The following is a 19,826-nucleotide window of genomic DNA, read 5'->3' as shown; positions in this document are numbered from 1 at the left end:
GCCGGACCCGCCGGTCAGCCGATCGGCAGGGCCCGGGTGCCGCCGCCTTTGACCGACCTGGTCAGGGTGCGGTCGGGGAGCCACAGGAAGCACTGCACCCCACGCTCGCCGTTGCGCCAGTCCGCTTCAAAGGGGTGGTAGTAGACCGTGCCGGCGCGGTACTGCATGTTGCCGTCGTCGGGCACCTTGGCGTACTTCGCGATCAGGCTGAGGCAGCCGTGGTGCGCCCGCTCGGTGTCCTTCTCGAACGCCGCGTAGCTGGTGGCCGGGGACTTCCACACCCCGACGAACTCGGCGTCATGCCGGACGCTGCACTTCACGGCCACCATCTCGGTGACCTCGTCGCCCTTGGTCTCGGCCCGGAAGCAACGGTGCCGCAGCGGCGACGGCCCGTCCAGCGTGCCCGCCAGGCTGGCGGCGCGGCGGACCGGGGTGGGGGTGTCCAGGGCATCCGTCTCGTGCGCGTCGCAGCGGAACCAGCGGGCCCCACCGGTCCAGGCCCGGGGCGACGGGAAGACGACGGTCAACCCGATCCGGGCGGTACGCCAGTCGGCGCCCAGCGCGCCGCGTACGGCCCGGTCGCACTCGCCGTACGCGGTGCGCATCGCCCGGCTGCCCGCCTCGGGCGGGTTCGTCCCGCCCGAGGCGGGCAACCGGCCCACGTGCAAGGTCTCGGCCCGGTGCGGCTGCGCGCAGTCCACCGGCGCGTACCCGCTGAGGTGGCCGACGTCCTGCGGTTGGGTGTGACAGGTCTGCGCGGCGGGGGTGAACACCTCCGGCGCGGCCAGCACCGGCCAGTCGTCGACCAGGTCACCGTCGATCCCGGCCGGTCTGGTGCTGCACGCGGTCAACGCCAGCGTCACCGCAGCGCCCAGCGCGACCCCGATCCACCACCGTCGCATCCCCCGCCGACCTCCTGCCGCGCTGCCGCCGAGAGCACGGCGGCGGTTGCTCCGTCACCGCGCGGCCGGCGCCGTGCGCTCACACGTGACCGCGGACGCGGCACGCCACGGTGCGGCAGCATACGGCACCGTGATCAGGTGACGGGTAGTCCCTGCGGGCCGACGCCGCGCATCGAACCGGTCAGCTTGCGGTCGTCGCTCCACAGGAAACATCGCACCCCCCGGTCGCCCTCCTCCCACTCGCGTTGCGACGGCGGGTAGAAGATCGAGCCGGCCCGGTACGGCAGGTCGGCGTTGTTCGGCACCTCGGCGAAGGAGGCGATCAGCTCCATGCACCGCTTGTGCGCCTGCCCGGAGGAGGCGACGAACGCCTCCCAGCTCATGTCCCGCTCGACGTACACGCCGACGAACTCGGCGCGGTGCGGTTCGGTGCACAGCACCCGTGCCATGTAGTTGAGGTTGTCGCCGATCAGCTTCGGGTCGAAGCACCGGTGCACCAGCGGTGAGTCGCCGATGAGGGCGCCGCGCAGGCTGCCGGTGCGGTTGACCGCGCGGGTGTTGTCGATGCTGTCGGTTTCGCTCAGGTCGCAGCGGAACCACCGGGCGCCGCCGTTCCAGGCGGAGACCGAGGGCAGCGCGATGTTCAGCGTCAGCCGCGCGGTGTGCCAGTCGCCACCGAGCACCAGGCGGGCCCGCCGGTCGCATTCGGCCCGCGCGGTCCGCAGTGCCGCCGAACCCGGTTCCGGCCGCCGGCCCTGGGCCGCCGACCCGGTGAACGTCCCGACGTGGACCGACTCGGCGAGGTGGTTGCGGGCGCAGTCCACGGTCTCGTACGTACTCGCCTGCACGATCGGGGTGATCCGGGGCAGGCAGGCGTCGGTGGCCGGGACGAACATCGTCGGCGCCCGCAGGGCGGGCCATCCGTTGGTGATGTCGCCGTCCGTTCCGCCTGGCCGCACGCAGCCGCTGAGCACCATCGCAGCCGCGCCGGCCAGCGCCAGCGCCGCGAGCCACCGTCGCATCGTCCGCCCTTTCCGGGAACCGTTGCCCGGCTGTCGGCTCCCGTGCCCACCGGCCTGCACGTTACCGTCACCGTCCCCGATGGAGTGTTGCCGCGATTCGGACTAATGGCCAGTCGAGTCCCCGCTTCGTCCGATTCCACCGGTCCGAAGGGGGCCATTCTGCACCAATGGTCACGCCCGGGTCACCGGGTGTCCCGGTTGGTGGCATGCTGCCGCGACCGCCGGCCGCGTTCGTACACTGGCCGGGTGACCGTACCGCCGTCGATCATCGCGCCCAGTATTCTCGCCGCCGATTTCGCCCGTCTTGCCGAAGAGGTCCGCGCCGTCGAGGACGCGGCGGACTGGCTGCACGTCGACGTGATGGACAACCACTTCGTACCGAACCTGACCATCGGGCTGCCCGTGGTGCAGAGCCTGCGGGCCGCCACCCGACTGCCCTTCGACGTGCACCTGATGATCGAGGATCCACAGCGGTGGGCCCCCGGCTACGCCGACGCCGGGGCGTACAACGTCACCTTCCACGCGGAGGCGTGCGACGATCCGGCGGCACTGGCCAAGGACCTGCGCGCCGCCGGGGCCAAGGCCGGGCTGGCGATCGACCGGGACACCTCGATCGAGCCGTATCTGGAGCTGCTGCGGAGCTTCGACACGCTGCTGGTGATGACCATCAAGGCGGGCTTCGGCGGGCAGCGGTTCCTGCCGCAGTTGCTGGACAAGGTCCGCCTCGCGCGGCAGCACGTGGACGCCGGCCATCTCGAACTGCGGATCGAGGTGGACGGGGGGATCGCCGCCGACACCATCGAGCAGGCCGCCGCGGCCGGTGCGGACGCCTTCGTCGCGGGCACCGCGGTCTACGGTGCCGACGACCCGGCCGAGGCGGTACGCCGACTGCGCGCTCTGGCGGAGCGCGCGGCGCCCGGGGCCTGAGGTGGAGCCGGCGGGGGAACACAAGGACATGATCCTGGTCGTCGACGACGACCGGGACATCGCCCGTTTCGTCGAGGTGAACCTGCGCCTGCACGGCTTCGAGGTGGTGCTCGCCGGCGACGGTCAGGAGGCGCTCGACATGATCGAGCAGCAGCGGCCCGACCTGGCCGTGGTGGACCTGATGATGCCGCGGGTGGACGGGCTGGAACTGACCCGACGGTTGCGCGCCGACCCGATGACCGCCGCACTGCCGGTGATCATGCTGACTGCCAAGGGGATGACCGTGGACAAGGTCCACGGGCTCAGCGCCGGTGCCGACGACTACCTGGTCAAGCCGTTCGACACCGCCGAGCTGGTCGCCCGGGTCAGCTCCACGCTGCGGCGCAACAAGGAGTTCCGCGAGGTGTCCCCGCTGACCGGGTTGCCCGGCAACACCCGGATCCGGCGGGAGATCGCCGACCGGATCCGGGTCGGCTCGGACTACGCCGTCGGCTACATCGACGTCGACCGGTTCAAGAGCGTCAACGACCGGTACGGCTTCTCCCGGGGCGACGGCTTCATCTCGGCGCTGGCCCGCAGCCTGCACCGGGCGGTGGTCTCGGTCGCGCTGCCCCCGGCCTTCCTCGGTCACGTCGGCGGCGACGACTTCGTCTTCGTCTGCACCCCGGAACAGGTCCTGCCGCTCACCTCCCGGGTGTCGGCGGACTTCGAGAAGGCCGCGGACGCGCTCTACGACCCGACCGACCGGGAACGCGGCTACGTGGAGCTGAAGGATCGGCGGGGCAACATCCGCCGGGCCGCGCTGGTCACGCTCTCCATCGGGGTCTCCGTCTCGGACCGGGACAAACGCCTCACCGACCCCCTGGAGGCGATGACCATCGCCTCCGAGATGAAGACCGTGGCCAAGAGTCAACCCGGATCGTACGTGGCGGTGGACCGCCGCCGGGGCGTCGCCGATCCCGGTCACCGACATGTGAAGTAGCTCGCCGGGGTGGCGCAATACCCGGCGAAGCGTGTAAGACTTCCCTCAGTACCCACCACGCGCTGGCGGGACTCGGTGTAATTCCGAACCGGCGGTGATCCACGGTCCGACCGTGGTAAGCCCGCGACCCGGGAGCGGTTCGTCCGCCCGGTGGACCTGGTGAGAATCCGGGGCCGACGGTTGGGAGCGGCAGGACCGCACCCAGACAGTCCGGATGGGAGACAGCGCGCGGGACGGCACGGGCGTGTGGTTCGCCGGGTTCTCGGCGTGCACACCGTCTGCCGGGTCGGCTCTGCCGTCCCCGGATCTGCGCCGCCTGCTCGCGAGTCGCTCTTCCTGCCCGCGCGAGTAGAGCGAGAGGGCAGGGCCAGGTGATGGCGAGCGTCTCCGTCGACGAGGCGATGCGTCGCGCGATCGAGCTCGCGGCGCGCGGGCTCGGTACGACCAGTCCGAACCCGGTCGTCGGCTGTGTCCTGCTCGACGCCGACGGCGAGGTGGCCGGCGAGGGCTTCCACGCGTACGCCGGCGGTCCGCACGCCGAGATCGTCGCGCTGGCGCAGGCCGGGCGGCGGGCCCAGGGCGGCACCGCGGTCGTCACCCTGGAACCCTGCGACCACACCGGCCGCACCGGCCCCTGTAGTGCCGCGCTGGTCCAGGCCGGGGTCGCCCGGGTGGTGATCGCGGTACCGGACCCCAACCCGGTCGCCACCGGCGGCGCGGCCACCCTGCGGGCCGCCGGGGTCCGGGTCGACCTGGGGGTACGCGGCACCGAGGCGGAGAACGGCAACATCGCCTGGCTGACCGCCATGCGCCGGGGCTGGCCCTTCGTCATCTGGAAGTACGCGGCGACGCTGGACGGCCGCTCCGCGGCGGCCGACGGCACCAGCATGTGGATCACGTCCGAGGCGGCCCGGATGGACGTGCACGCGCTGCGCGCCACCGTCGACGCGGTGGTCGTCGGCGTCGGCACCGTGCTCGCCGACGACCCCCGGCTCACCGTCCGCAACCTGCGCGACGGCAGCCTCGCCATCCGGCAGCCGCTGCGGGTGGTGGTCGACTCGGCGGGGCGTACCCCGGCCGACGCTCTGGTCCGCGACGGCGCGGCCCGGACCTGGATCGCCACCACCGCCGAGGTGGGCGCAGGCCCGGACGGCGGCGTGGACCTGTTCGCGTTGATGGCCGCGCTGCACGGGCGCGGGGTACGCGCCGTGCTGCTGGAGGGCGGCCCGCGACTGGCCGGGGCGTTCCTGGCCGCCGGCCTGGTCGACCGGGTCGTCGGCTACCTCGCGCCCCGGCTGCTCGGCGCCGGACCCGCCGCTCTGGTCGACGCAGGGGTGAGCACCATCGCCGAGGCCATCGACCTGGAACTCACCGACGTTACGCAGATCGGTCCCGACCTGCGGATCACCGCGATGCCCCGAAAGAGGGAGGGCTAGGCATGTTCACCGGCATCGTCGAGGAACTGGGCGAGGTCGTCGGGATCACCCCGACGGCGCAGGACTCGGCCACCGTCGCCGTACGTGGCCCGTTGGTCACCTCCGACGCCCGGCACGGCGACTCGATCGCGGTCAACGGCGTCTGCCTGACCGTGGTGGAGGTCGACGGCGGGGTGTTCACCGCCGACGTGATGGGCGAGACGCTCCGGCGTACGGCGCTGGGCACACTGCGGGCCGGCGACGCGGTCAACCTGGAACGCGCCGCCGCACTCAACAGCCGCCTCGGCGGCCACCTGGTGCAGGGGCACGTCGACGGGGTGGGCGAGGTGATCTCCCGGGAACCGGCCGACCGCTGGGAGACGGTCCGGTTCCGGCTGCCCGCCGCGCTCTCCAAGTACGTGGTGGAGAAGGGGTCGATCACCGTGGACGGGGTGTCGCTGACGGTGGCCGAGGTCGGTGCCGACTGGTTCTCCGTCGGCCTGATCCCCACCACGCTCTCGCTGACCACGCTCGGCGCCCGCACCGTCGGCGACCCGGTCAACCTGGAGACCGACGTCCTGGCCAAGTACGTCGAGCGCCTGCTCGCCGCCAAGGAGGTGACGGCATGACCTTCGATCGCATCGAGGACGCGCTGGCCGAGATCGCCGCCGGTCGGCCGGTCGTCGTGACCGACGACGCCGACCGGGAGAACGAGGGCGACCTGATCTTCGCCGCCGAGCTGGCCACCCCGGACCTGCTCGCCTTCACCGTACGGCACACCTCCGGCTTCATCTGTGTGCCGCTCACCGAGGACGAGTGCGACCGGCTCGACCTGCCGCCCATGCACCACACCAACCAGGACCGGCGGCAGACCGCGTACACGGTGACCGTCGACGCCCGCGAGGGCGTGAGCACCGGCATCTCCGCCGCCGACCGCGCACACACCATCCGGCTGCTCGCCGACCCGGCCACCGGCCCGACCGACCTGGCCCGACCCGGACACGTGGTGCCGCTGCGCGCCCGCACCGGCGGGGTGCTGCGCCGGCCGGGGCACACCGAGGCGGCCGTGGACCTGACCCGGTTGGCCGGGCTGCGTCCGGCCGGTGTGCTCTGCGAGCTGGTCAACGACGACGGCACCATGATGCGGCTGCCGGACCTGGAGAAGTTCCGCGCCGAGCACTCGCTGACCCTGATCACCATCGCCGACCTGATCGCCTACCGGCGGCGTACCGAGAAGCAGGTGGAGCTGGTCGCCGACGCGCGGATGCCCACCGAGCACGGGGTGTTCCGGGCGTTGGGCTACCGCAGCGAGTACGACACGGCCGAGCACGTGGCGTTGGTGATGGGCGACCTCGGTGACGGCCGGGACGTGCTGGTGCGGGTGCATTCCGAGTGCCTGACCGGCGACGTCTTCGCCTCGGTGCGCTGCGACTGCGGGCCGCAGCTCGACGCCGCGCTGGAGCGGGTGGCCCGGGAGGGCCGGGGCGTGGTCCTCTACGTACGCGGCCACGAGGGACGCGGCATCGGCCTGCTGCACAAGCTCCAGGCGTACCAGTTGCAGGACCAGGGCCGGGACACCGTCGACGCGAACCTGGACCTGGGTCTGCCGGCCGACGCCCGGGACTACGGCACCGGCGCGCAGATCCTCTACGACCTCGGGGTCCGCACGATGCGGCTGCTGACCAACAACCCGGCCAAGCGCGCCGGGCTGGAGGGCTACGGGCTCACCGTGACCGGCCGCGAGGGCCTGCCGGTGCGCCCGCACCCGGAGAACGTGCGCTACCTGCGCACCAAGCGGGACCGGATGGGCCACCTGCTCGACCTGGACGAGGGGTCGGAGGCCCCGATGGGTCGCCCGGTCGCCGGCAAAGAGATCGGAGCGTAGGCGAGATGGCGGGTTTCGGCGAGCCGGGGACGACCCCGGTCGACGCGTCCGGGATGACCGTGGGGGTGGTCGCGGCGCGCTGGCACGGTGAGCTGACCGACCACATGCTGGACCGGGCCGTCGCCGCCGCGCAGGCGTGCGGCGCGCGGGCCGTGACGGCCCGGGTCGCCGGCTCGGTGGAGCTGCCGGTGGTCGCGCAGGCGCTGGCTCGCCGCTGCGACGTGGTGGTGGCGCTCGGCGTGGTGATCCGTGGCGCGACCGCGCACTTCGACTACGTCTGCCGTTCGGTCACCGACGGGCTGACCCGGATCGCGCTGGACGAGGGCAAGCCGGTGGCACACGGCGTGCTCACCGTCGACACCATCGAGCAGGCCCGCGACCGGGCCGGGCTGCCCGGCTCCGCCGAGGACAAGGGCTGGTCGGCCACCGTCGCCGCACTCGACGCGGCGCTGGCCGTCCGGAACGTCGCCACCGCTGGCAACCAGCGCGTCGGCTTCGGCACCTGACCGCCCGTCACCCCTCCAGCGGAGGGTGTACGCGGGCAGTGGAGAAACTGCGAGCCGCCGCTTCAATTGATCAATAAATCGGTGGAGGATGGCGGTGGGAGCCGCTACCTCTACTCTTGCGTGAGTGCCTACGCGGATCGGAACGTAGCATTCTGACATCGGCCAGCAGAGGCGAATTCTTTCAGCGTGAAGTGGCGGATCCCGACGCCAATTCCTAGGACAGGTCCGGACGATGAGGGGACCGGGATATGCCTCCACGTGCGAGCACGATTGTGGACCCGCGTTTCGCTGCTGAGTTGCGGCGGTTGCGTGAGGAGCGGGGGCTGTCTCTGCGGCAGTTGGCCGCCGTTGTCAACCACGGAAAAAGCTTGATTCACCAGTTCGAGTCGGGGCAGACCAAACCCACCGTGGAGATCGCGGCCCGCCTGGACCGCGCGCTCCAGGCGCAGGGAGCATTGGCCGGAATGGTGTCGACGGCTCCGGAAGTGGGGGAGCGGCTGGCATTTGCGGCGCTGCGGCCCCATCACGTCGATTCCGCTGCGGTCAACGCTCTCGGCAATCTCCTCGCGGGTTACCGCCGCTTGGAGGATGCCATCGGGTCTGGACCCGTGATGGGAGCGGTCCGGATGCAACTCGACACGGTGGTGTCCCTGCTGCGCGACGCACCTGTGGGGACGAGAGCCGAGATGGCGGACATGGCTGCTCAGTGGGCACAGTTCGCGGGATGGCTGGGTATCGCCCGAGGGGACACGCGTGCGGCGACTGTCTGGCACGCGCGGGCTCTGCAATGGGCGAACGAGGCCGGCAACAAGAATCTAGTCGCCACCGTGCTGTCGTTTCAGGGCCACCAAGCGGAATGGCAGGGTGATCTGCCGGCAACGGTCGGACTGTCCCGCGCCGCTCGACGGGACGACAGCGTCGATCCTGCGCTGCGTGCCTACTGCGCAGGTCAGGAGGCTAGAGGATTGGCTATGGCGGGCGCGGCTGCCGCCGAAGTGAGTAGCTGTCTGGCCGAGGCGTCCGAGTTGGCAGACCAGGCTGCGGAGGGGCCGTTGTCCCCATGGGGCTACTGGTACACGCCGTCGTTCTTCGCCGTGCAGCACGGCATCGCGTGGCGCTATCTCGGCGCGACGGACAGCCGTGCGAACGATCGGGCGCTGGAACTGCTGATGACGGGTGCCGCAGGGGTGAGCGAGGAGGCGGCCGGAGCGGATTGGCACGGGCGCAACCTCGTGCACCTGGCCATCGCGCAGGGGCAGGCCGGCGAACTGGCGGCGGCTGGCGAGACGTTGGCAGCGGCGGATCAGATAGCCGTTGCCTCCGCGTCTCGACGGCTGACTAACGAGGTCATTGCGGCTGTCCGCCAACTCGCCCTGTCCGGCATGCCGTAGCGGACGAGGCGACTTGCTCTCTGTGATACCAGGATGATCGAGGGTGACGACGGCATGCCGTCATCGCCTGCCATGACGTGTTTCGACCCAGCGCTTCGAGCCGGTCGAGCAGTGTCGAAGAGGTTCGGCGACAGGTCACGCATGCCTGGTTGACCTATCAGCACGCTCACTACCCGCAGGTGTTGCGGACTCTTCCGGAGCTGTTGGTCTCCGTGCAGCACGCACATCGGTCCGATGCCCGAGCAGGAGTCGAACTGCTGGTGCAGGCGTACCGGATCCCACTCGGTCAAGCCTTGCGGGCAGCAGGCCGGAATCAGCTCGCGATGACGTCACAGCGATCGCTGCGGCCCGCTGTGTCGACCAGAGGCAGGCGGGAGCGGGAGATCTGTCCGTGCGGGGCACGCTGTTGCTGCAAGCCGCGATGGCTGCTGCCGCCGCCTCAGACACGTCTGGTGCGGTGGCGTCGATCGAGCAGGCTGCTGGAATAGCCAACCGGATCAGAGATGGGGGTGCGGACTGCCACGTCACCTTCGGGATGACGGCAGTGGAGTTGGCCCGGGTGGTCGTGGCGACCGAACTCGGTGATATCGGCGACGCTCTGTTCCGGCACGAGAACATCCTGCGACGGGGATTGCTGCGGCGGTTGCCCGGCGAGTATCAGGCGGCCTACCTCCTCGACGCCACGCGGGCGTACCTCCAAGCGGGTGACCTGCGGGGGGCCGGCCGCACGCTGGTCGAGGCGCATCGGACGGCGCCGGCAGAGGTCCGGTGCCGTCCGCTGGCTCGTACGCTGATCGCCGAGATCGCCCGGGGCTCACCAGCAGCGGCCGACGTCGCGCGACTGGCGACGCTGGTCGGCGTGACGCGACGAACGCCGTGAATCGGGACCGGCCTCGCTGAGATTAGCCGTCGCCACGAGCGCCGCCTGTCGCCGGGGACCGCGTCCCGGTCCCCGGCGACGGCGGCTCAGGCCTCGTCCTCGTCCGGGTCGAACTGCTCCCGGACGGCTTCTTCGACCGTCCGCGCGCCCAGCTTGGTGACTACCTGGTTCCTGACCGTGCAGCCGGCCCAGTAGGCACCGGTGGGCTGCGAGCCCGCGATGCTCATGTAGTCGCTGTCCCATTTTGCGACGTCCTTGTTGACGGCTTCGAGGTCGGCCTCGCTCTTCACCACGTGCGGGATGCCGGTCTTGCTGATGTACATGAAGTCCGTCGGCATGTACACCGTCACGTCGTTCACCCCGGCGGCGGCCAGCAGGTTGCCCAGCGTGGTCACGTCGTGCCCGGTGTGGCAGACGAGGAACCAGAGCGTACGGCCGCTGATGCCGGCGGGGGTGAACTTCGCCGTCACGTCCTGTACGAACTCGTCCAGCCATCGTCCACCGACCCAGGGCCGGTCCTCGTTGTGCCGGTCGTCGAGCGCGTAGCCGGAGTGGGCGAGGACCAGCACCGGCTCGTCAGGCGCGAGCGCGGGTACGAGCGGAGTCTGCATCTCGGCGATCGTGCTGTTCAGCACGGACCGGGTGACGTGCGCCGCGACCGCCTCGTTGGCCCGGAGGCGCCTGAGGTCGGCCGCGAACACGCGGCTCAGCTTGCTCTTGCTCTCGATGATCCAGATCACCAGGGGTCTCCCGTCGATGAGGGGTGTCGCCTCAGGATGGGGTACCGCCCGGTGATCGTCCTGTCCGCGATCCGTTACCGAACAGTCGGGAACTGGTCGTGAGCGGTCATCGCCTCCTGCCGGTCGGCCTCCTCGCGCAGGATGGCGCAGTGCAGCCACGCCTCCGGGATGGCGAAGCCGTCCACCAGAGTGCGCATCTGTGGGCGCAGCTCCTTGAGCAGGCTGTTGACCACTGCGGTGATCGCCTTGGCGCGGGCCGGAGTGAGCCGGCCGTGCTCCAGGAACCATCCCTTGTGGGCCTCGATGACGCTGAGTGCGTACAGGTCGCAGACGCGGGAGAGCAGGGCCGCGACGGCCGGGTCGGTGGTGCGTTCGATGCCGGCGACGAACGCCTCCAGCGTCACCCGGTCGATGTGCGCGGAGGCGACGGTGAGGACGTGGTCCTGCACGTCGTTGAAGATGTCGAAGGGCCGGTCCCGCTTGGTGCTCGCGCCGTTGCGCAGCCGCCGGACCGCGCCGTCGAGGAGGTGCTTCTCGCGGTCCTCGAAGACGGCGAGCTGCCAGCCCCGGTCGGTGACGGCTACCTCCTCGCCCCGGCCGGGCACCGCGCTGACGAGCCGCTCGATGAGCGCCCGCGCGGCGGTACGCTCCAGCACCATCTCGCGCACCTGCTCGGCGACGAACGAGGCGCGCCCCCAGCCGTCCAGCGAACCGAATTCGTCCCGGTAGCCGGTGAGCAGCCCCTTGGCCACCAGTTGCAGCAGGACCGTGTTGTCGCCCTCGAACGTGGTGAAGACGTCGGTGTCGGCCTTGAGGCCGGGCAGCCGGTTCTCGGCCAGGTAGCCGGCGCCGCCGCACGCCTCGCGGCACATCTGGATGGTCCGGGTGGCGTGCCAGGTCTGCGCGGCCTTGAGACCGGCGGCACGCGACTCCAGCTCCCGCTGCCGGTGCTCGTCGACCGGCTCGTCGCCGCCCTGCACCTCGTGGATCGCGGCGACCAGCTCGGCCTGGGCGAAGTGCAACGCATAGGTGGTGGCCAGGGCGGGCAGCAACTTGCGCTGGTGCGCCAGGTAGTCGTTGAGCAGCACCTCACGGTCGGCGTCGGGGGTGCCGAACTGGCGGCGGACGTCGCCGTAGCGGACCGCGATGGTCAGCGCCGACTTGGTGGCCGCCGCTGCCGCGCCGCCCACGCTCACCCGGCCCCGGACCAGGGTGCCGAGCATGGTGAAGAAGCGCCGGGAGTCGTCGGCGATCGGGCTGGAGTAGGTGCCGTCCGCAGCGACCTGGCCGTAACGGTCCAGCAGCATGTCGCGCGGCACGCGGACGTGGTCGAAGCTGAGTCGCCCGTTGTCCACGCCGAGGAGCCCGGCCTTGGGCCCGGCGTCGCCGATGGTCACGCCGGGCATCGGGTTGCCGTCGGCGTCGCGGATCGGCACCAGCCAGGCGTGGACGCCATGCCGCTGCCCGCCGGTGATCAGTTGCGCGAAGACCACCGCCATCCGGCCGTCCCGGGCGGCGTTGCCGATGTAGTCCTTGCGGGCGGCCTGGTGCGGGGTGTGCAGGTCGAAGGTCTGCGTCTCCGGGTCGTACGTGCAGGTGGTGCGCAGTTGCTGGACGTCCGAGCCGTGACCGGTCTCGGTCATCGCGAAGCAGCCGAGAAGGTCGCCCGAGACGATGTTCCGCAGGTGGGCGTCGTGGTGGTGGCGGGTGCCGAGCGCCAGCACCGCCCCGCCGAACAGGCCCCACTGCACGCCCGCCTTGACCATCAGCGACAGGTCGACCTGCGCCAGCATCTCGCTGGCCACGACCGAGGCGCCGATGTCGGCGCGGCCGCCGTACTCGGTGGGGAAGGACGCCGCCATGCCCAGCTCGGCCGGTAGTTCGGTGAGCAGTCGGCTGATCCGTTCCCGGGCCTGGTCGCCGCTCTCCCCATGCACCGGGAGGAAGCGGGCGTCGAGTTTGTCCCGGTGTGCGTCGCGGACCTCGGCCCACGGCCCGTCGAGGACCTTCCGCAGGTGGGCGACGTCGACGGGGTCGGACACGGAACGGGGCATCGGAACCTCTAGTGACGTCGTCATGGCCGGTTTGTACCCAATCAAGAGTACAAACCGGCCGGCCAGGGGCGGTGACTCTCGTCACGATGCGCGGACGAGTGCCGCTCGGGCCCGCTGCGCGAGCGACGGGTCGTGGTGGGTGAGGGTGCTCACGTGAGTTCGGGCGCACCCGCCACCTGGGCGAGCCACTGCTGCTCCAGTTGCTTGAGCACGCCGTCGCCGGAGAGCTGACCGACCGCACCGCTGACGCAGCCGGTCAGCGGGGAGTCCTTGTCCAGCAGCAGCCCGAACGCCTCCGGCGTACCCACCTGGGGGAGCTGCCCGACGATCACCGCGTCGTCGATCTCGGCCGAGGTGATGGAGAACGCCGTCGGCAGGTCCACCACCAGCCCGTCGATCTGCCCGTTCTGCAGCGCCTTCTTGGCGTCGTCGTTGCTGTTGTAGACCTGCGGCTCGACCGTCGGCTTCACCAGGTCGGTGATCGCCTGGTAGCTGGTCGTGCCGACCTGGGCGCCGAGCTTGGCGTCCCGCAGGTCGGCCAGCGACGTCCTCCCCGCGATCTTCGACGACTTCAGCGTGATGACCGACTGCCGCACCAGGTAGTACGGCGCGGAGAAGTCCACCGCCCGCTTGCGCTCGTCGCTGATGGAGAACTGGTTGATGTCGAAGTCGAAGTTCTTCGGCCCGGGCGCGATGGCGGTGTCGAACTTGACCCGGGTCCAGACCACGTCCGCGCGGGCGTACCCGAGCTTCTCGGCCACCGCGTACGCCACGGCGGACTCGAAGCCCTCCCCGTTGTCGGGCTCGTCGTCGACGAACCACGGCTGGTGCGCGGGCTCGTCGGTGGCGATGGTGAGCTTGCCCGGCGTACGGGTGACCAGGCTCTCCTTGGCGCACGCGGCGGACGCGGAGGGCTGGGGAGCGGGTTCGGGTTCGGGCGCGCAGGCGCTGGCCGCGAGCAGGACCGAGCCGGCGGCCGCGAGCGCGAGGATGCGAGGAGTGCTGACCATGGCGGACAGCGTACGACCTGCATCGGCGAACGTCGAAGGGGTATCCTATCGCATCGGTAGGGAATTCCGGTCCCGTCCAGCGGTCGGCACCGACCCGTCATCACGGCGACCGAGGGCGACTGAAAGAATCCGGATCCGTGAAGACGTTCGAGGAGTTGTTCGCCGAGCTGCAGGCCAAGGCCGCCGCCGGTACCCCGGGCTCCAGCACGGTCGCCGCGCTGGAGAAGGGCGTGCACTTCATCGGCAAGAAGGTCGTCGAGGAGGCGGCCGAGTCGTGGATGGCCGCCGAGCACGAGGGGCCCGAGCGCACCGCCGAGGAGATCTCCCAGCTGCTCTACCAGGTCCAGGTGTTGATGCTGGCCAGCGGTCTCGACCTGAAGGACGTCTACCGACATCTGTGAGTGCCCCGCCGTCGACCTCAACCCGATCGAAGGAGCATTCCGTCATGCTGCGTGTCGCCGTACCCAACAAGGGCGCCCTGGCCGAATCGGCCGCCACGATGCTGCGCGAGGCGGGCTACCGCCAGCGCACCGACCCCAAGGACCTGGTCTGCCGGGACGAACCAAACGACATCGAGTTCTTCTACCTGCGCCCGAAGGACATCGCCACCTACGTCGGCTCCGGTGACCTGGACGTCGGCATCACCGGCCGGGACCTGCTGATCGACTCCGGCGCGCCGGCCGAGGAGATCGTCGATCTCAACTTCGGCCGGGCCACCTTCCGCTTCGCCGCCCGCGCGGGCGACGTCGACGACGTCCGCGAACTCGGCGGGCACCGGATCGCCACCGCGTACCCGGGGCTGGTCGAGCGGCACCTCACCGGGCTGGGCGTCAAGGCCGACGTGATCCGGCTCGACGGCGCGGTGGAGAACGCCATCCGGCTCGGCGTCGCCGACGTCGTCGCCGACGTGGTCGAGACCGGCGCCACGCTGCGCCAGGCCGGGCTGGTGGTCTTCGGCGAGCCGCTGCTGCGCTCGTCGGCGGTGCTGGTCCGCCGGGTCGGCGCCGACGTCCACCCGCAGGCCGAGCAACTGCTGCGGCGGCTGCACGGCGTGCTGGTGGCCCGCCGCTACGTGATGCTCGCCTACGACGTGCCGGCCGGACTGCTGGACCGGGCCAGCTCGCTGACTCCCGGCATCGAGTCGCCGACCGTCTCCCCGCTGCACCGGGAGGGCTGGGTGGCGGTGCAGGCCATGGTGCTCAGCGACGACGTACACCGGATCATGGACGAGCTCTACGACCTCGGCGCCCGGGCGATCCTGGTCACCAACATCCACGCCTGCCGGCTGTGAGGCCGCGCCCGCCGGCGCTCGCGCTCGCCCTGGTCGCCACCCTGGGTGCGGTCCGTGTGGCGCCGGACGACCCGCCGGGACCGGGTGGCAAACTGGGGACATGAGTGAGCGGCAGGACGCGACGCAGGCCAGTGCCGGCACGACCGAGCGCGAGCCGGTGGACGGCACCGGGCCGATCCGCCTGCGACCGCACCGCATCCGGCTGGTCTGCTGGATATCGGCGGTCGTGCTGGTCGTCGTGTTCGCCCTGATCGCCACCACGCTGACCGGCCCCACCGGTAACGGCTACGGCACCTTCCAGCGCGGTGACCAGTTCGCCATGATCGGGCTCGGCGTCCTCTTCGCCCTCGGCACGTTGCTGTTCACCCGTCCCCGGGTCGAGGCGGACGCCCACCGCATCCGGGTCCGCAACATCATCGGCTCGTACGAGCTGCCCTGGGAGGTCGTCCGGGGCATCCGCTTCGACCGGGGCGCTCCGTGGGCGGCCCTGGAGCTGTACGACGACGACCTGATGCCGGTGGTCGCCCTCCAGGCCGCCGACAAGCAGCTCGCTGTCGACGGCGTCCGTGCCCTGCGCCGCCTGCACCAGGCGCACCTGACCGCCGTCGCCGAACGCGCCGCCCGCTGACCCGTCCCCTCTTAGCAGTCTGCGGCGCTGAGGTCGTCCTCGCGCTGGCCGCCCTCTGCCTTGGCCGGTTGCTGTCGCGTCGAGTCACCTCCGCCGTTGCCCTCCACCACAGGGTCGGTCGCTGTCGAGCTGACGGCGTGAACGGATCGCCATGGCTTCGGCTCTCGGTGATGGCGTCGACGGTTCAGCTCGACAGGGCGCGAACATGACCACGACTACCCGTCGCGCCGACAGCAGGGTGGACCAGTGCGGGCGGGGCGAGCCGGTGCAGGGTGAGCAGCCAGTGCAGGGGAGCAGGTGAACAAGGGTGGGGTGGGCCAGCGCAGGGAGGCAGCCGGGAGGGGAGTGGGGTGAGCCAGCGTGGGGGTCGGTCGAGGCGGAGTGCGTGGTGGAGGGTGCATTCGGGAGGAGGCGGGTCGGTTTGGGGTCCCGGTTACCGAGGGTGTAGTGTGGTCGAGTCGACCAGGCTGTCCGCGTTGCGCGGGTGGCCATGAAAGTGGGGCGCCTGCTCCCACCCGAGTCGCCGACTGCGGCGGCCGGGTCCGGTCTCCGGTTCCGGGCATGTCCCGGGCCGGGATGCGCGATCCTGTGATCGTGCCGACCGGTCGAGCGGGCCCTGGCATGCGCCGGGGCCTTCTGCTTTCCGGGTCGGTTCCCACCCGGGAGCCGCAGGGTCGGACACGCATGAAGAACCGACTCGAGGAGGCCCCATCAGCGTCGAACCACGCGTGAACGAGCAGATCCGGGCACGTGAGGTCCGACTGGTCGGCCCCGAGGGTGAGCAGGTGGGCATCGTCCCGCTGGAGCGCGCCCTTCAGCTGGCCGCGGACGTCGATCTGGACCTGGTCGAGGTTGCGCCCATGGCGCGCCCGCCGGTGTGCAAGCTCATGGACTTCGGCAAGTTCAAGTACGAGAGCGCACTGAAGGCGCGCGAAGCGCGGCGTAACCAGCAGCAGACCGTCATCAAGGAGATGAAGCTCCGGCCGAAGATCGATCCGCACGACTACGAGACCAAGAAGGGTCACGTGGTGCGGTTCCTCAAAGCCGGCGACAAGGTCAAGGTGACGATCATGTTCCGCGGTCGCGAGCAGAGTCGCCCGGAGCTGGGTTACCGGCTCCTGCGTCGGCTGGAGAGCGAGATCTCGGAGCTGGGGTACGTCGAGGCCGCTCCGAAGCAGGACGGTCGAAACATGATCATGGTGCTCGCGCCGCACCGCGCCACCAAGGCCGCCGCGGTCGCCGCGGTCGCCTCCCGGGGCGGAGCGCCCCGGGACCGGGCAGCGGAGGGCTCCGCCGCACCGGAGGCCGGCGAGACCGCAGCAGCCGGTGACACCGGCACCGTCGCCGACAACAGCGGCGAGTAACAGGGGAGAAGACGTTCCACATGCCGAAGATGAAGAGCCACACGGGGACGGGCAAGCGGGTCCGCGTGACCGGTAAGGGCAAGATCATGAAGCAGCAGGCCGGTCTGCGCCACAACCTGGAGAAGAAGTCCTCCACCCGTACCCGGCGGCTGACGGGCCTGGTCGAGGTGGCCAAGTCCGACGTCAAGCGCCTCAAGAAGCTGCTCGGCCGCTGACGCGCGCCACCCTGAGTCCAAGAAGGAGTTGAGATGGCACGCGTCAAGCGGGCTGTGAACGCCCAGAAGAAGCGCCGTACCCTGCTGGAGACCGCGAGCGGCTACCGCGGTCAGCGCTCCCGGCTGTACCGCAAGGCCAAGGAGCAGGTGCTGCACTCGATGCAGTACGCCTACCGGGACCGTCGCGACCGCAAGGGCGACTTCCGGCAGCTGTGGATCCAGCGGATCAACGCGGGCGCCCGTGCCAACGGGATGACCTACAACCGCCTGATCCAGGGCCTGCGGCTGGCCGGCATCGAGGTCGACCGCAAGATCCTGGCCGACATGGCTGTCCACGACGCTCCCGCGTTCGCGGCGATCGTCGAGCTGGCCCGGGCTGCGGTCAAGGCCGAGGGCACCGGCGGCGCGCCGGCTCAGGCCGCCTGATCCCCGCACAACGCAGTGAGGCGTCCCCTCGACCGGGGGCGCCTCGCGCGTGTGTGGTGAGGACGACATGACCTTCACGCCGCGTACCCCCAGGGTGGTCGCCGCCCGTCGGCTCCAGCGCCGCCGGGAGCGCGAGGCCACCGGCCGGTTCCTGGCCGAGGGGCCGCAGGCGGTCCGGGAGGCCCTGGCCCGTCCGCGTACGGTGCGGGAGCTGTTCGGGACGCCGGCCGCCCTCGACCGGTACGCCGACCTCGCGGCAGCCGCTGCCGGGGACGACGTACCCGTCTCCGAGGTGACCGAGGAGGCGCTCGCCGCGCTCGCCGAGACCGTCGCCCCGCAGGGCCTGGTCGCCGTCTGCGAGCACGTCGACGTACCGCTGGAGACCGCCCTGGCCCGACGCCCGCGCCTGGTCGCCGTGCTCGCCGGCATCCGTGACCCGGGCAACGCCGGCACCGTGCTGCGCACCGCCGACGCGGCCGGGGCCGCCACGGTGGTGTTCGCCGGGGAGGCGGTCGACCCGTACAACGGCAAGTGTGTCCGGTCCTCGGCCGGCAGCCTGTTCCACGTCGACGTGGTCCGCGAACGTGACCCCGCCGAGGTGGTCGTCGCGGCGCGGGCCGCCGGGCTGACGGTGCTCGCCGCCACCGGGCACGGCACCGACGACCTCGACGACCTGGCCGACGCCGGCCGGCTCGCCGCGCCCACCGCCTGGCTGTTCGGCTCCGAGGCGCACGGCCTTCCCGCCGAGCTGGCCGAGGCCGCCGACGCCCGGGTCCGGGTGCCGCTGCACGGGCGCGCGGAGAGCCTCAACCTGGCTGCGGCGGCGGCCGTCTGCCTGTACGCTTCGGCGAGAGCACAGCGCTGACCTCCGGTCAGGCGCACCGCCCGAGACGATCCAGCACGAAGAGAGCGGCCCCCATGGTGAACGCGACTCGGCGTTCCTTTAGCCAGCCCGCCGGTGTCGGCGGGCGGCGGGCCTGACCTGCTCTCCACGCGACTCCCACCGGCGGGCTGCGGCACAGCCGCGCGTCCGTAGACTCGCTTCGCCGCCCGTGAGGGCCGGCACCGCCGTGAGGGAGTGCCCGTACGCCATGAGCTACCGCAACGATCCGTACGACCCGAAGCAGGTCGCCCTGCTCGACCCGGCCGCCCTGGCCGAGGCCGTGACCGAGGCCGAGCAGGCGTTCGCCGCCGCCGGTGACCCCGACGCGCTGGCCGTGGTGCGTCCGGCGCACCTCGGTGACCGGGCCCCGGTCTCGCTGGCCCGCCGGGAGATCGGCGCGCTGCCGCCGGCCGCCAAGTCCGACGCCGGCAAGCGGGTCAACGAGGCCCGCCGCGCCATCGAGCAGGCCCACGCCGCCCGCGCCGAGGTGCTGGAGCGCGAACAGGCCGAGCGGGTGCTGGTGGAGGAGCGCGTCGACGTGACGTTGCCCTACGACCGGCGGCCGCGCGGTTCCCGGCACCCGGTCAGCCTGCTGACCGAGCAGATCAGCGACCTGTTCGTCGGGATGGGCTACGAGGTGGCCGAGGGGCCCGAGGTCGAGCTGGAGTGGACCAACTTCGACGCGTTGAACATCGGGCCGGACCACCCGGCGCGCGGCCTGATGGACACCTTCCACATCGCACCCGCCGAGGAGTCGGGGCTGGTCCTGCGGACCCACACCTCGCCGGTGCAGGCCCGCACCATGCTGACCCGCAAGCCGCCGATCTATGTGGTCGTGCCGGGCCGGGTCTATCGCACCGACGAGTTGGACGCCACCCACGCCCCGGTCTTCCACCAGGTCGAGGGCCTGGTGGTGGACAAGGGCATCACCATGGCCCACCTGCGTGGCACCCTCGACCACTTCGCCCGGGCGATGTTCGGCGAGGGTGCGCGGACCCGGTTCCGGCCGCACTACTTCCCGTTCACCGAGCCGTCGGCCGAGTTCGACGTCTGGTTCCCGGAGCACCGCGACGGTCCCCGCTGGGTGGAGTGGGGCGGCTGCGGCATGGTCAACCCGCGGGTGCTGCGCGCCTGCGGCATCGACCCGGAGGTCTACTCGGGGTTCGCGTTCGGCATGGGCATCGACCGGACGGTGATGTTCCGGCACGGGGTCAGCGACATGCGGGACATGGCCGAAGGCGACGTGCGGTTCACCCGCGCGTTCGGGGCCGGGGTGTAGGGCGACGGGTACGAGTCACGGAGACG

At 71.3% G+C, this 19,826-nt stretch carries 21 protein-coding genes and 1 riboswitch; of the genes, 16 read left to right on the top strand and 5 right to left on the bottom strand.

Annotated features, from left to right (window positions below):
* Positions 1-14: 14 nt before the first annotated feature.
* Both ID554_RS02020 and ID554_RS02015 read right to left on the bottom strand, forming a co-directional pair.
* Positions 15-902 (bottom strand): septum formation family protein, encoded by an 888-nt coding sequence (locus tag ID554_RS02020; protein ID WP_117230147.1) that lies wholly within the window; start codon positions 900-902, stop codon positions 15-17.
* A gap of 134 nt (positions 903-1,036) precedes the next feature.
* Entirely contained in the window at positions 1,037-1,924 is an 888-nt protein-coding gene (locus tag ID554_RS02015) for a septum formation family protein (RefSeq protein WP_117230148.1), read from the bottom strand.
* A 246-nt stretch (positions 1,925-2,170) separates the two neighbouring features.
* On the opposite strand from ID554_RS02015, the gene rpe reads away from it, so the two are divergent.
* The 8 genes from rpe to ID554_RS01975 all read left to right on the top strand — a co-directional run bounded on the left by rpe (position 2,171) and on the right by ID554_RS01975 (position 9,910).
* Positions 2,171-2,851, top strand: coding sequence for a ribulose-phosphate 3-epimerase (gene rpe, locus ID554_RS02010; RefSeq protein ID WP_117230149.1), 681 nt, complete (start codon positions 2,171-2,173; stop codon positions 2,849-2,851).
* A gap of 28 nt (positions 2,852-2,879) precedes the next feature.
* Complete coding sequence (locus tag ID554_RS02005; RefSeq protein ID WP_396888455.1) at positions 2,880-3,833, top strand: response regulator; 954 nt, start codon at positions 2,880-2,882, stop codon at positions 3,831-3,833.
* A 57-nt stretch (positions 3,834-3,890) separates the two neighbouring features.
* Positions 3,891-4,063: riboswitch (FMN riboswitch) on the top strand.
* Between the two features lie 144 nt (positions 4,064-4,207).
* Positions 4,208-5,269, top strand: coding sequence for a bifunctional diaminohydroxyphosphoribosylaminopyrimidine deaminase/5-amino-6-(5-phosphoribosylamino)uracil reductase RibD (gene ribD, locus ID554_RS02000; RefSeq protein WP_117230150.1), 1,062 nt, complete (start codon positions 4,208-4,210; stop codon positions 5,267-5,269).
* 2 nt (positions 5,270-5,271) lie between these two features.
* Positions 5,272-5,877 carry a riboflavin synthase gene (locus ID554_RS01995; protein ID WP_117230151.1) on the top strand — a complete coding sequence of 202 codons (606 nt, stop codon included), beginning with the start codon at positions 5,272-5,274 and terminating at the stop codon, positions 5,875-5,877.
* Positions 5,874-7,133: a bifunctional 3,4-dihydroxy-2-butanone-4-phosphate synthase/GTP cyclohydrolase II gene (locus ID554_RS01990; protein WP_117230152.1), complete on the top strand. Its 1,260-nt coding sequence runs from the start codon at positions 5,874-5,876 to the stop codon at positions 7,131-7,133. Before ID554_RS01995 ends, ID554_RS01990 begins: the two co-directional genes overlap by 4 nt.
* Positions 7,134-7,138: 5 nt before the next feature.
* Positions 7,139-7,639, top strand: a complete 501-nt coding sequence (gene ribH, locus ID554_RS01985) for a 6,7-dimethyl-8-ribityllumazine synthase (protein ID WP_117230153.1) — start codon at positions 7,139-7,141, stop codon at positions 7,637-7,639.
* A 272-nt stretch (positions 7,640-7,911) separates the two neighbouring features.
* Positions 7,912-9,030: a helix-turn-helix domain-containing protein gene (locus tag ID554_RS01980; protein WP_223884409.1), complete on the top strand. Its 1,119-nt coding sequence runs from the start codon at positions 7,912-7,914 to the stop codon at positions 9,028-9,030.
* Between the two features lie 391 nt (positions 9,031-9,421).
* A complete protein-coding gene (locus tag ID554_RS01975) occupies positions 9,422-9,910 on the top strand; it encodes a hypothetical protein (RefSeq protein ID WP_147333549.1) in 489 nt (162 codons plus the stop codon).
* An 86-nt stretch (positions 9,911-9,996) separates the two neighbouring features.
* On the opposite strand, the gene ID554_RS01970 is transcribed toward ID554_RS01975, so the two are convergent.
* From ID554_RS01970 to ID554_RS01960, 3 genes are all read right to left on the bottom strand, one after another.
* Positions 9,997-10,650 carry a hypothetical protein gene (locus tag ID554_RS01970; RefSeq protein WP_117230156.1) on the bottom strand — a complete coding sequence of 218 codons (654 nt, stop codon included), beginning with the start codon at positions 10,648-10,650 and terminating at the stop codon, positions 9,997-9,999.
* 74 nt (positions 10,651-10,724) lie between these two features.
* Entirely contained in the window at positions 10,725-12,692 is a 1,968-nt protein-coding gene (locus tag ID554_RS01965; protein ID WP_223884408.1) for an acyl-CoA dehydrogenase family protein, read from the bottom strand.
* A 161-nt stretch (positions 12,693-12,853) separates the two neighbouring features.
* Positions 12,854-13,714 carry an ABC transporter substrate-binding protein gene (locus ID554_RS01960; protein ID WP_117230158.1) on the bottom strand — a complete coding sequence of 287 codons (861 nt, stop codon included), beginning with the start codon at positions 13,712-13,714 and terminating at the stop codon, positions 12,854-12,856.
* 137 nt (positions 13,715-13,851) lie between these two features.
* Between ID554_RS01960 and ID554_RS01955 the strand changes: the two genes are divergently transcribed.
* The 8 genes from ID554_RS01955 to pheS all read left to right on the top strand — a co-directional run bounded on the left by ID554_RS01955 (position 13,852) and on the right by pheS (position 19,800).
* Positions 13,852-14,115 (top strand): phosphoribosyl-ATP diphosphatase, encoded by a 264-nt coding sequence (locus tag ID554_RS01955; RefSeq protein ID WP_117230159.1) that lies wholly within the window; start codon positions 13,852-13,854, stop codon positions 14,113-14,115.
* Between the two features lie 44 nt (positions 14,116-14,159).
* Positions 14,160-15,005, top strand: coding sequence for an ATP phosphoribosyltransferase (gene hisG / locus ID554_RS01950; RefSeq protein WP_117230160.1), 846 nt, complete (start codon positions 14,160-14,162; stop codon positions 15,003-15,005).
* A gap of 100 nt (positions 15,006-15,105) precedes the next feature.
* Positions 15,106-15,633 carry a PH domain-containing protein gene (locus ID554_RS01945; protein ID WP_117230161.1) on the top strand — a complete coding sequence of 176 codons (528 nt, stop codon included), beginning with the start codon at positions 15,106-15,108 and terminating at the stop codon, positions 15,631-15,633.
* A gap of 728 nt (positions 15,634-16,361) precedes the next feature.
* Positions 16,362-16,997 carry a translation initiation factor IF-3 gene (gene infC / locus ID554_RS01940; protein ID WP_117230162.1) on the top strand — a complete coding sequence of 212 codons (636 nt, stop codon included), beginning with the start codon at positions 16,362-16,364 and terminating at the stop codon, positions 16,995-16,997.
* A 20-nt stretch (positions 16,998-17,017) separates the two neighbouring features.
* On the top strand, positions 17,018-17,212 hold the full coding sequence (rpmI, locus tag ID554_RS01935; protein WP_117230163.1) for a 50S ribosomal protein L35: 195 nt from the start codon (positions 17,018-17,020) through the stop codon (positions 17,210-17,212).
* 33 nt (positions 17,213-17,245) lie between these two features.
* Positions 17,246-17,638 carry a 50S ribosomal protein L20 gene (gene rplT, locus ID554_RS01930; protein ID WP_117230164.1) on the top strand — a complete coding sequence of 131 codons (393 nt, stop codon included), beginning with the start codon at positions 17,246-17,248 and terminating at the stop codon, positions 17,636-17,638.
* A gap of 67 nt (positions 17,639-17,705) precedes the next feature.
* Positions 17,706-18,503 carry a TrmH family RNA methyltransferase gene (locus ID554_RS01925; RefSeq protein WP_117230165.1) on the top strand — a complete coding sequence of 266 codons (798 nt, stop codon included), beginning with the start codon at positions 17,706-17,708 and terminating at the stop codon, positions 18,501-18,503.
* A gap of 226 nt (positions 18,504-18,729) precedes the next feature.
* Entirely contained in the window at positions 18,730-19,800 is a 1,071-nt protein-coding gene (gene pheS / locus ID554_RS01920) for a phenylalanine--tRNA ligase subunit alpha (RefSeq protein ID WP_117230166.1), read from the top strand.
* Positions 19,801-19,826 lie beyond the last annotated feature (26 nt).

Source organism: Micromonospora craniellae, from assembly GCF_014764405.1.
GTDB lineage: Bacteria > Actinomycetota > Actinomycetes > Mycobacteriales > Micromonosporaceae > Micromonospora > Micromonospora craniellae.
This window is presented reverse-complemented; position numbering and strand designations above follow the sequence as displayed.

Coding starts and splice junctions, on each gene's coding strand:
- ID554_RS02020 (WP_117230147.1), bottom strand. CDS start 902: ATGCGACGGTGGTGGATCGGGGTCGCGCTGGGCGCTGCGGTGACGCTG.
- ID554_RS02015 (WP_117230148.1), bottom strand. CDS start 1,924: ATGCGACGGTGGCTCGCGGCGCTGGCGCTGGCCGGCGCGGCTGCGATG.
- ID554_RS02005 (WP_396888455.1), top strand. CDS start 2,880: ATGATCCTGGTCGTCGACGACGACCGGGACATCGCCCGTTTCGTCGAG.
- ribD (WP_117230150.1), top strand. CDS start 4,208: ATGGCGAGCGTCTCCGTCGACGAGGCGATGCGTCGCGCGATCGAGCTC.
- ID554_RS01995 (WP_117230151.1), top strand. CDS start 5,272: ATGTTCACCGGCATCGTCGAGGAACTGGGCGAGGTCGTCGGGATCACC.
- ID554_RS01990 (WP_117230152.1), top strand. CDS start 5,874: ATGACCTTCGATCGCATCGAGGACGCGCTGGCCGAGATCGCCGCCGGT.
- ribH (WP_117230153.1), top strand. CDS start 7,139: ATGGCGGGTTTCGGCGAGCCGGGGACGACCCCGGTCGACGCGTCCGGG.
- ID554_RS01960 (WP_117230158.1), bottom strand. CDS start 13,714: ATGGTCAGCACTCCTCGCATCCTCGCGCTCGCGGCCGCCGGCTCGGTC.
- hisG (WP_117230160.1), top strand. CDS start 14,160: ATGCTGCGTGTCGCCGTACCCAACAAGGGCGCCCTGGCCGAATCGGCC.
- ID554_RS01945 (WP_117230161.1), top strand. CDS start 15,106: ATGAGTGAGCGGCAGGACGCGACGCAGGCCAGTGCCGGCACGACCGAG.
- rpmI (WP_117230163.1), top strand. CDS start 17,018: ATGCCGAAGATGAAGAGCCACACGGGGACGGGCAAGCGGGTCCGCGTG.
- rplT (WP_117230164.1), top strand. CDS start 17,246: ATGGCACGCGTCAAGCGGGCTGTGAACGCCCAGAAGAAGCGCCGTACC.
- ID554_RS01925 (WP_117230165.1), top strand. CDS start 17,706: ATGACCTTCACGCCGCGTACCCCCAGGGTGGTCGCCGCCCGTCGGCTC.
- pheS (WP_117230166.1), top strand. CDS start 18,730: ATGAGCTACCGCAACGATCCGTACGACCCGAAGCAGGTCGCCCTGCTC.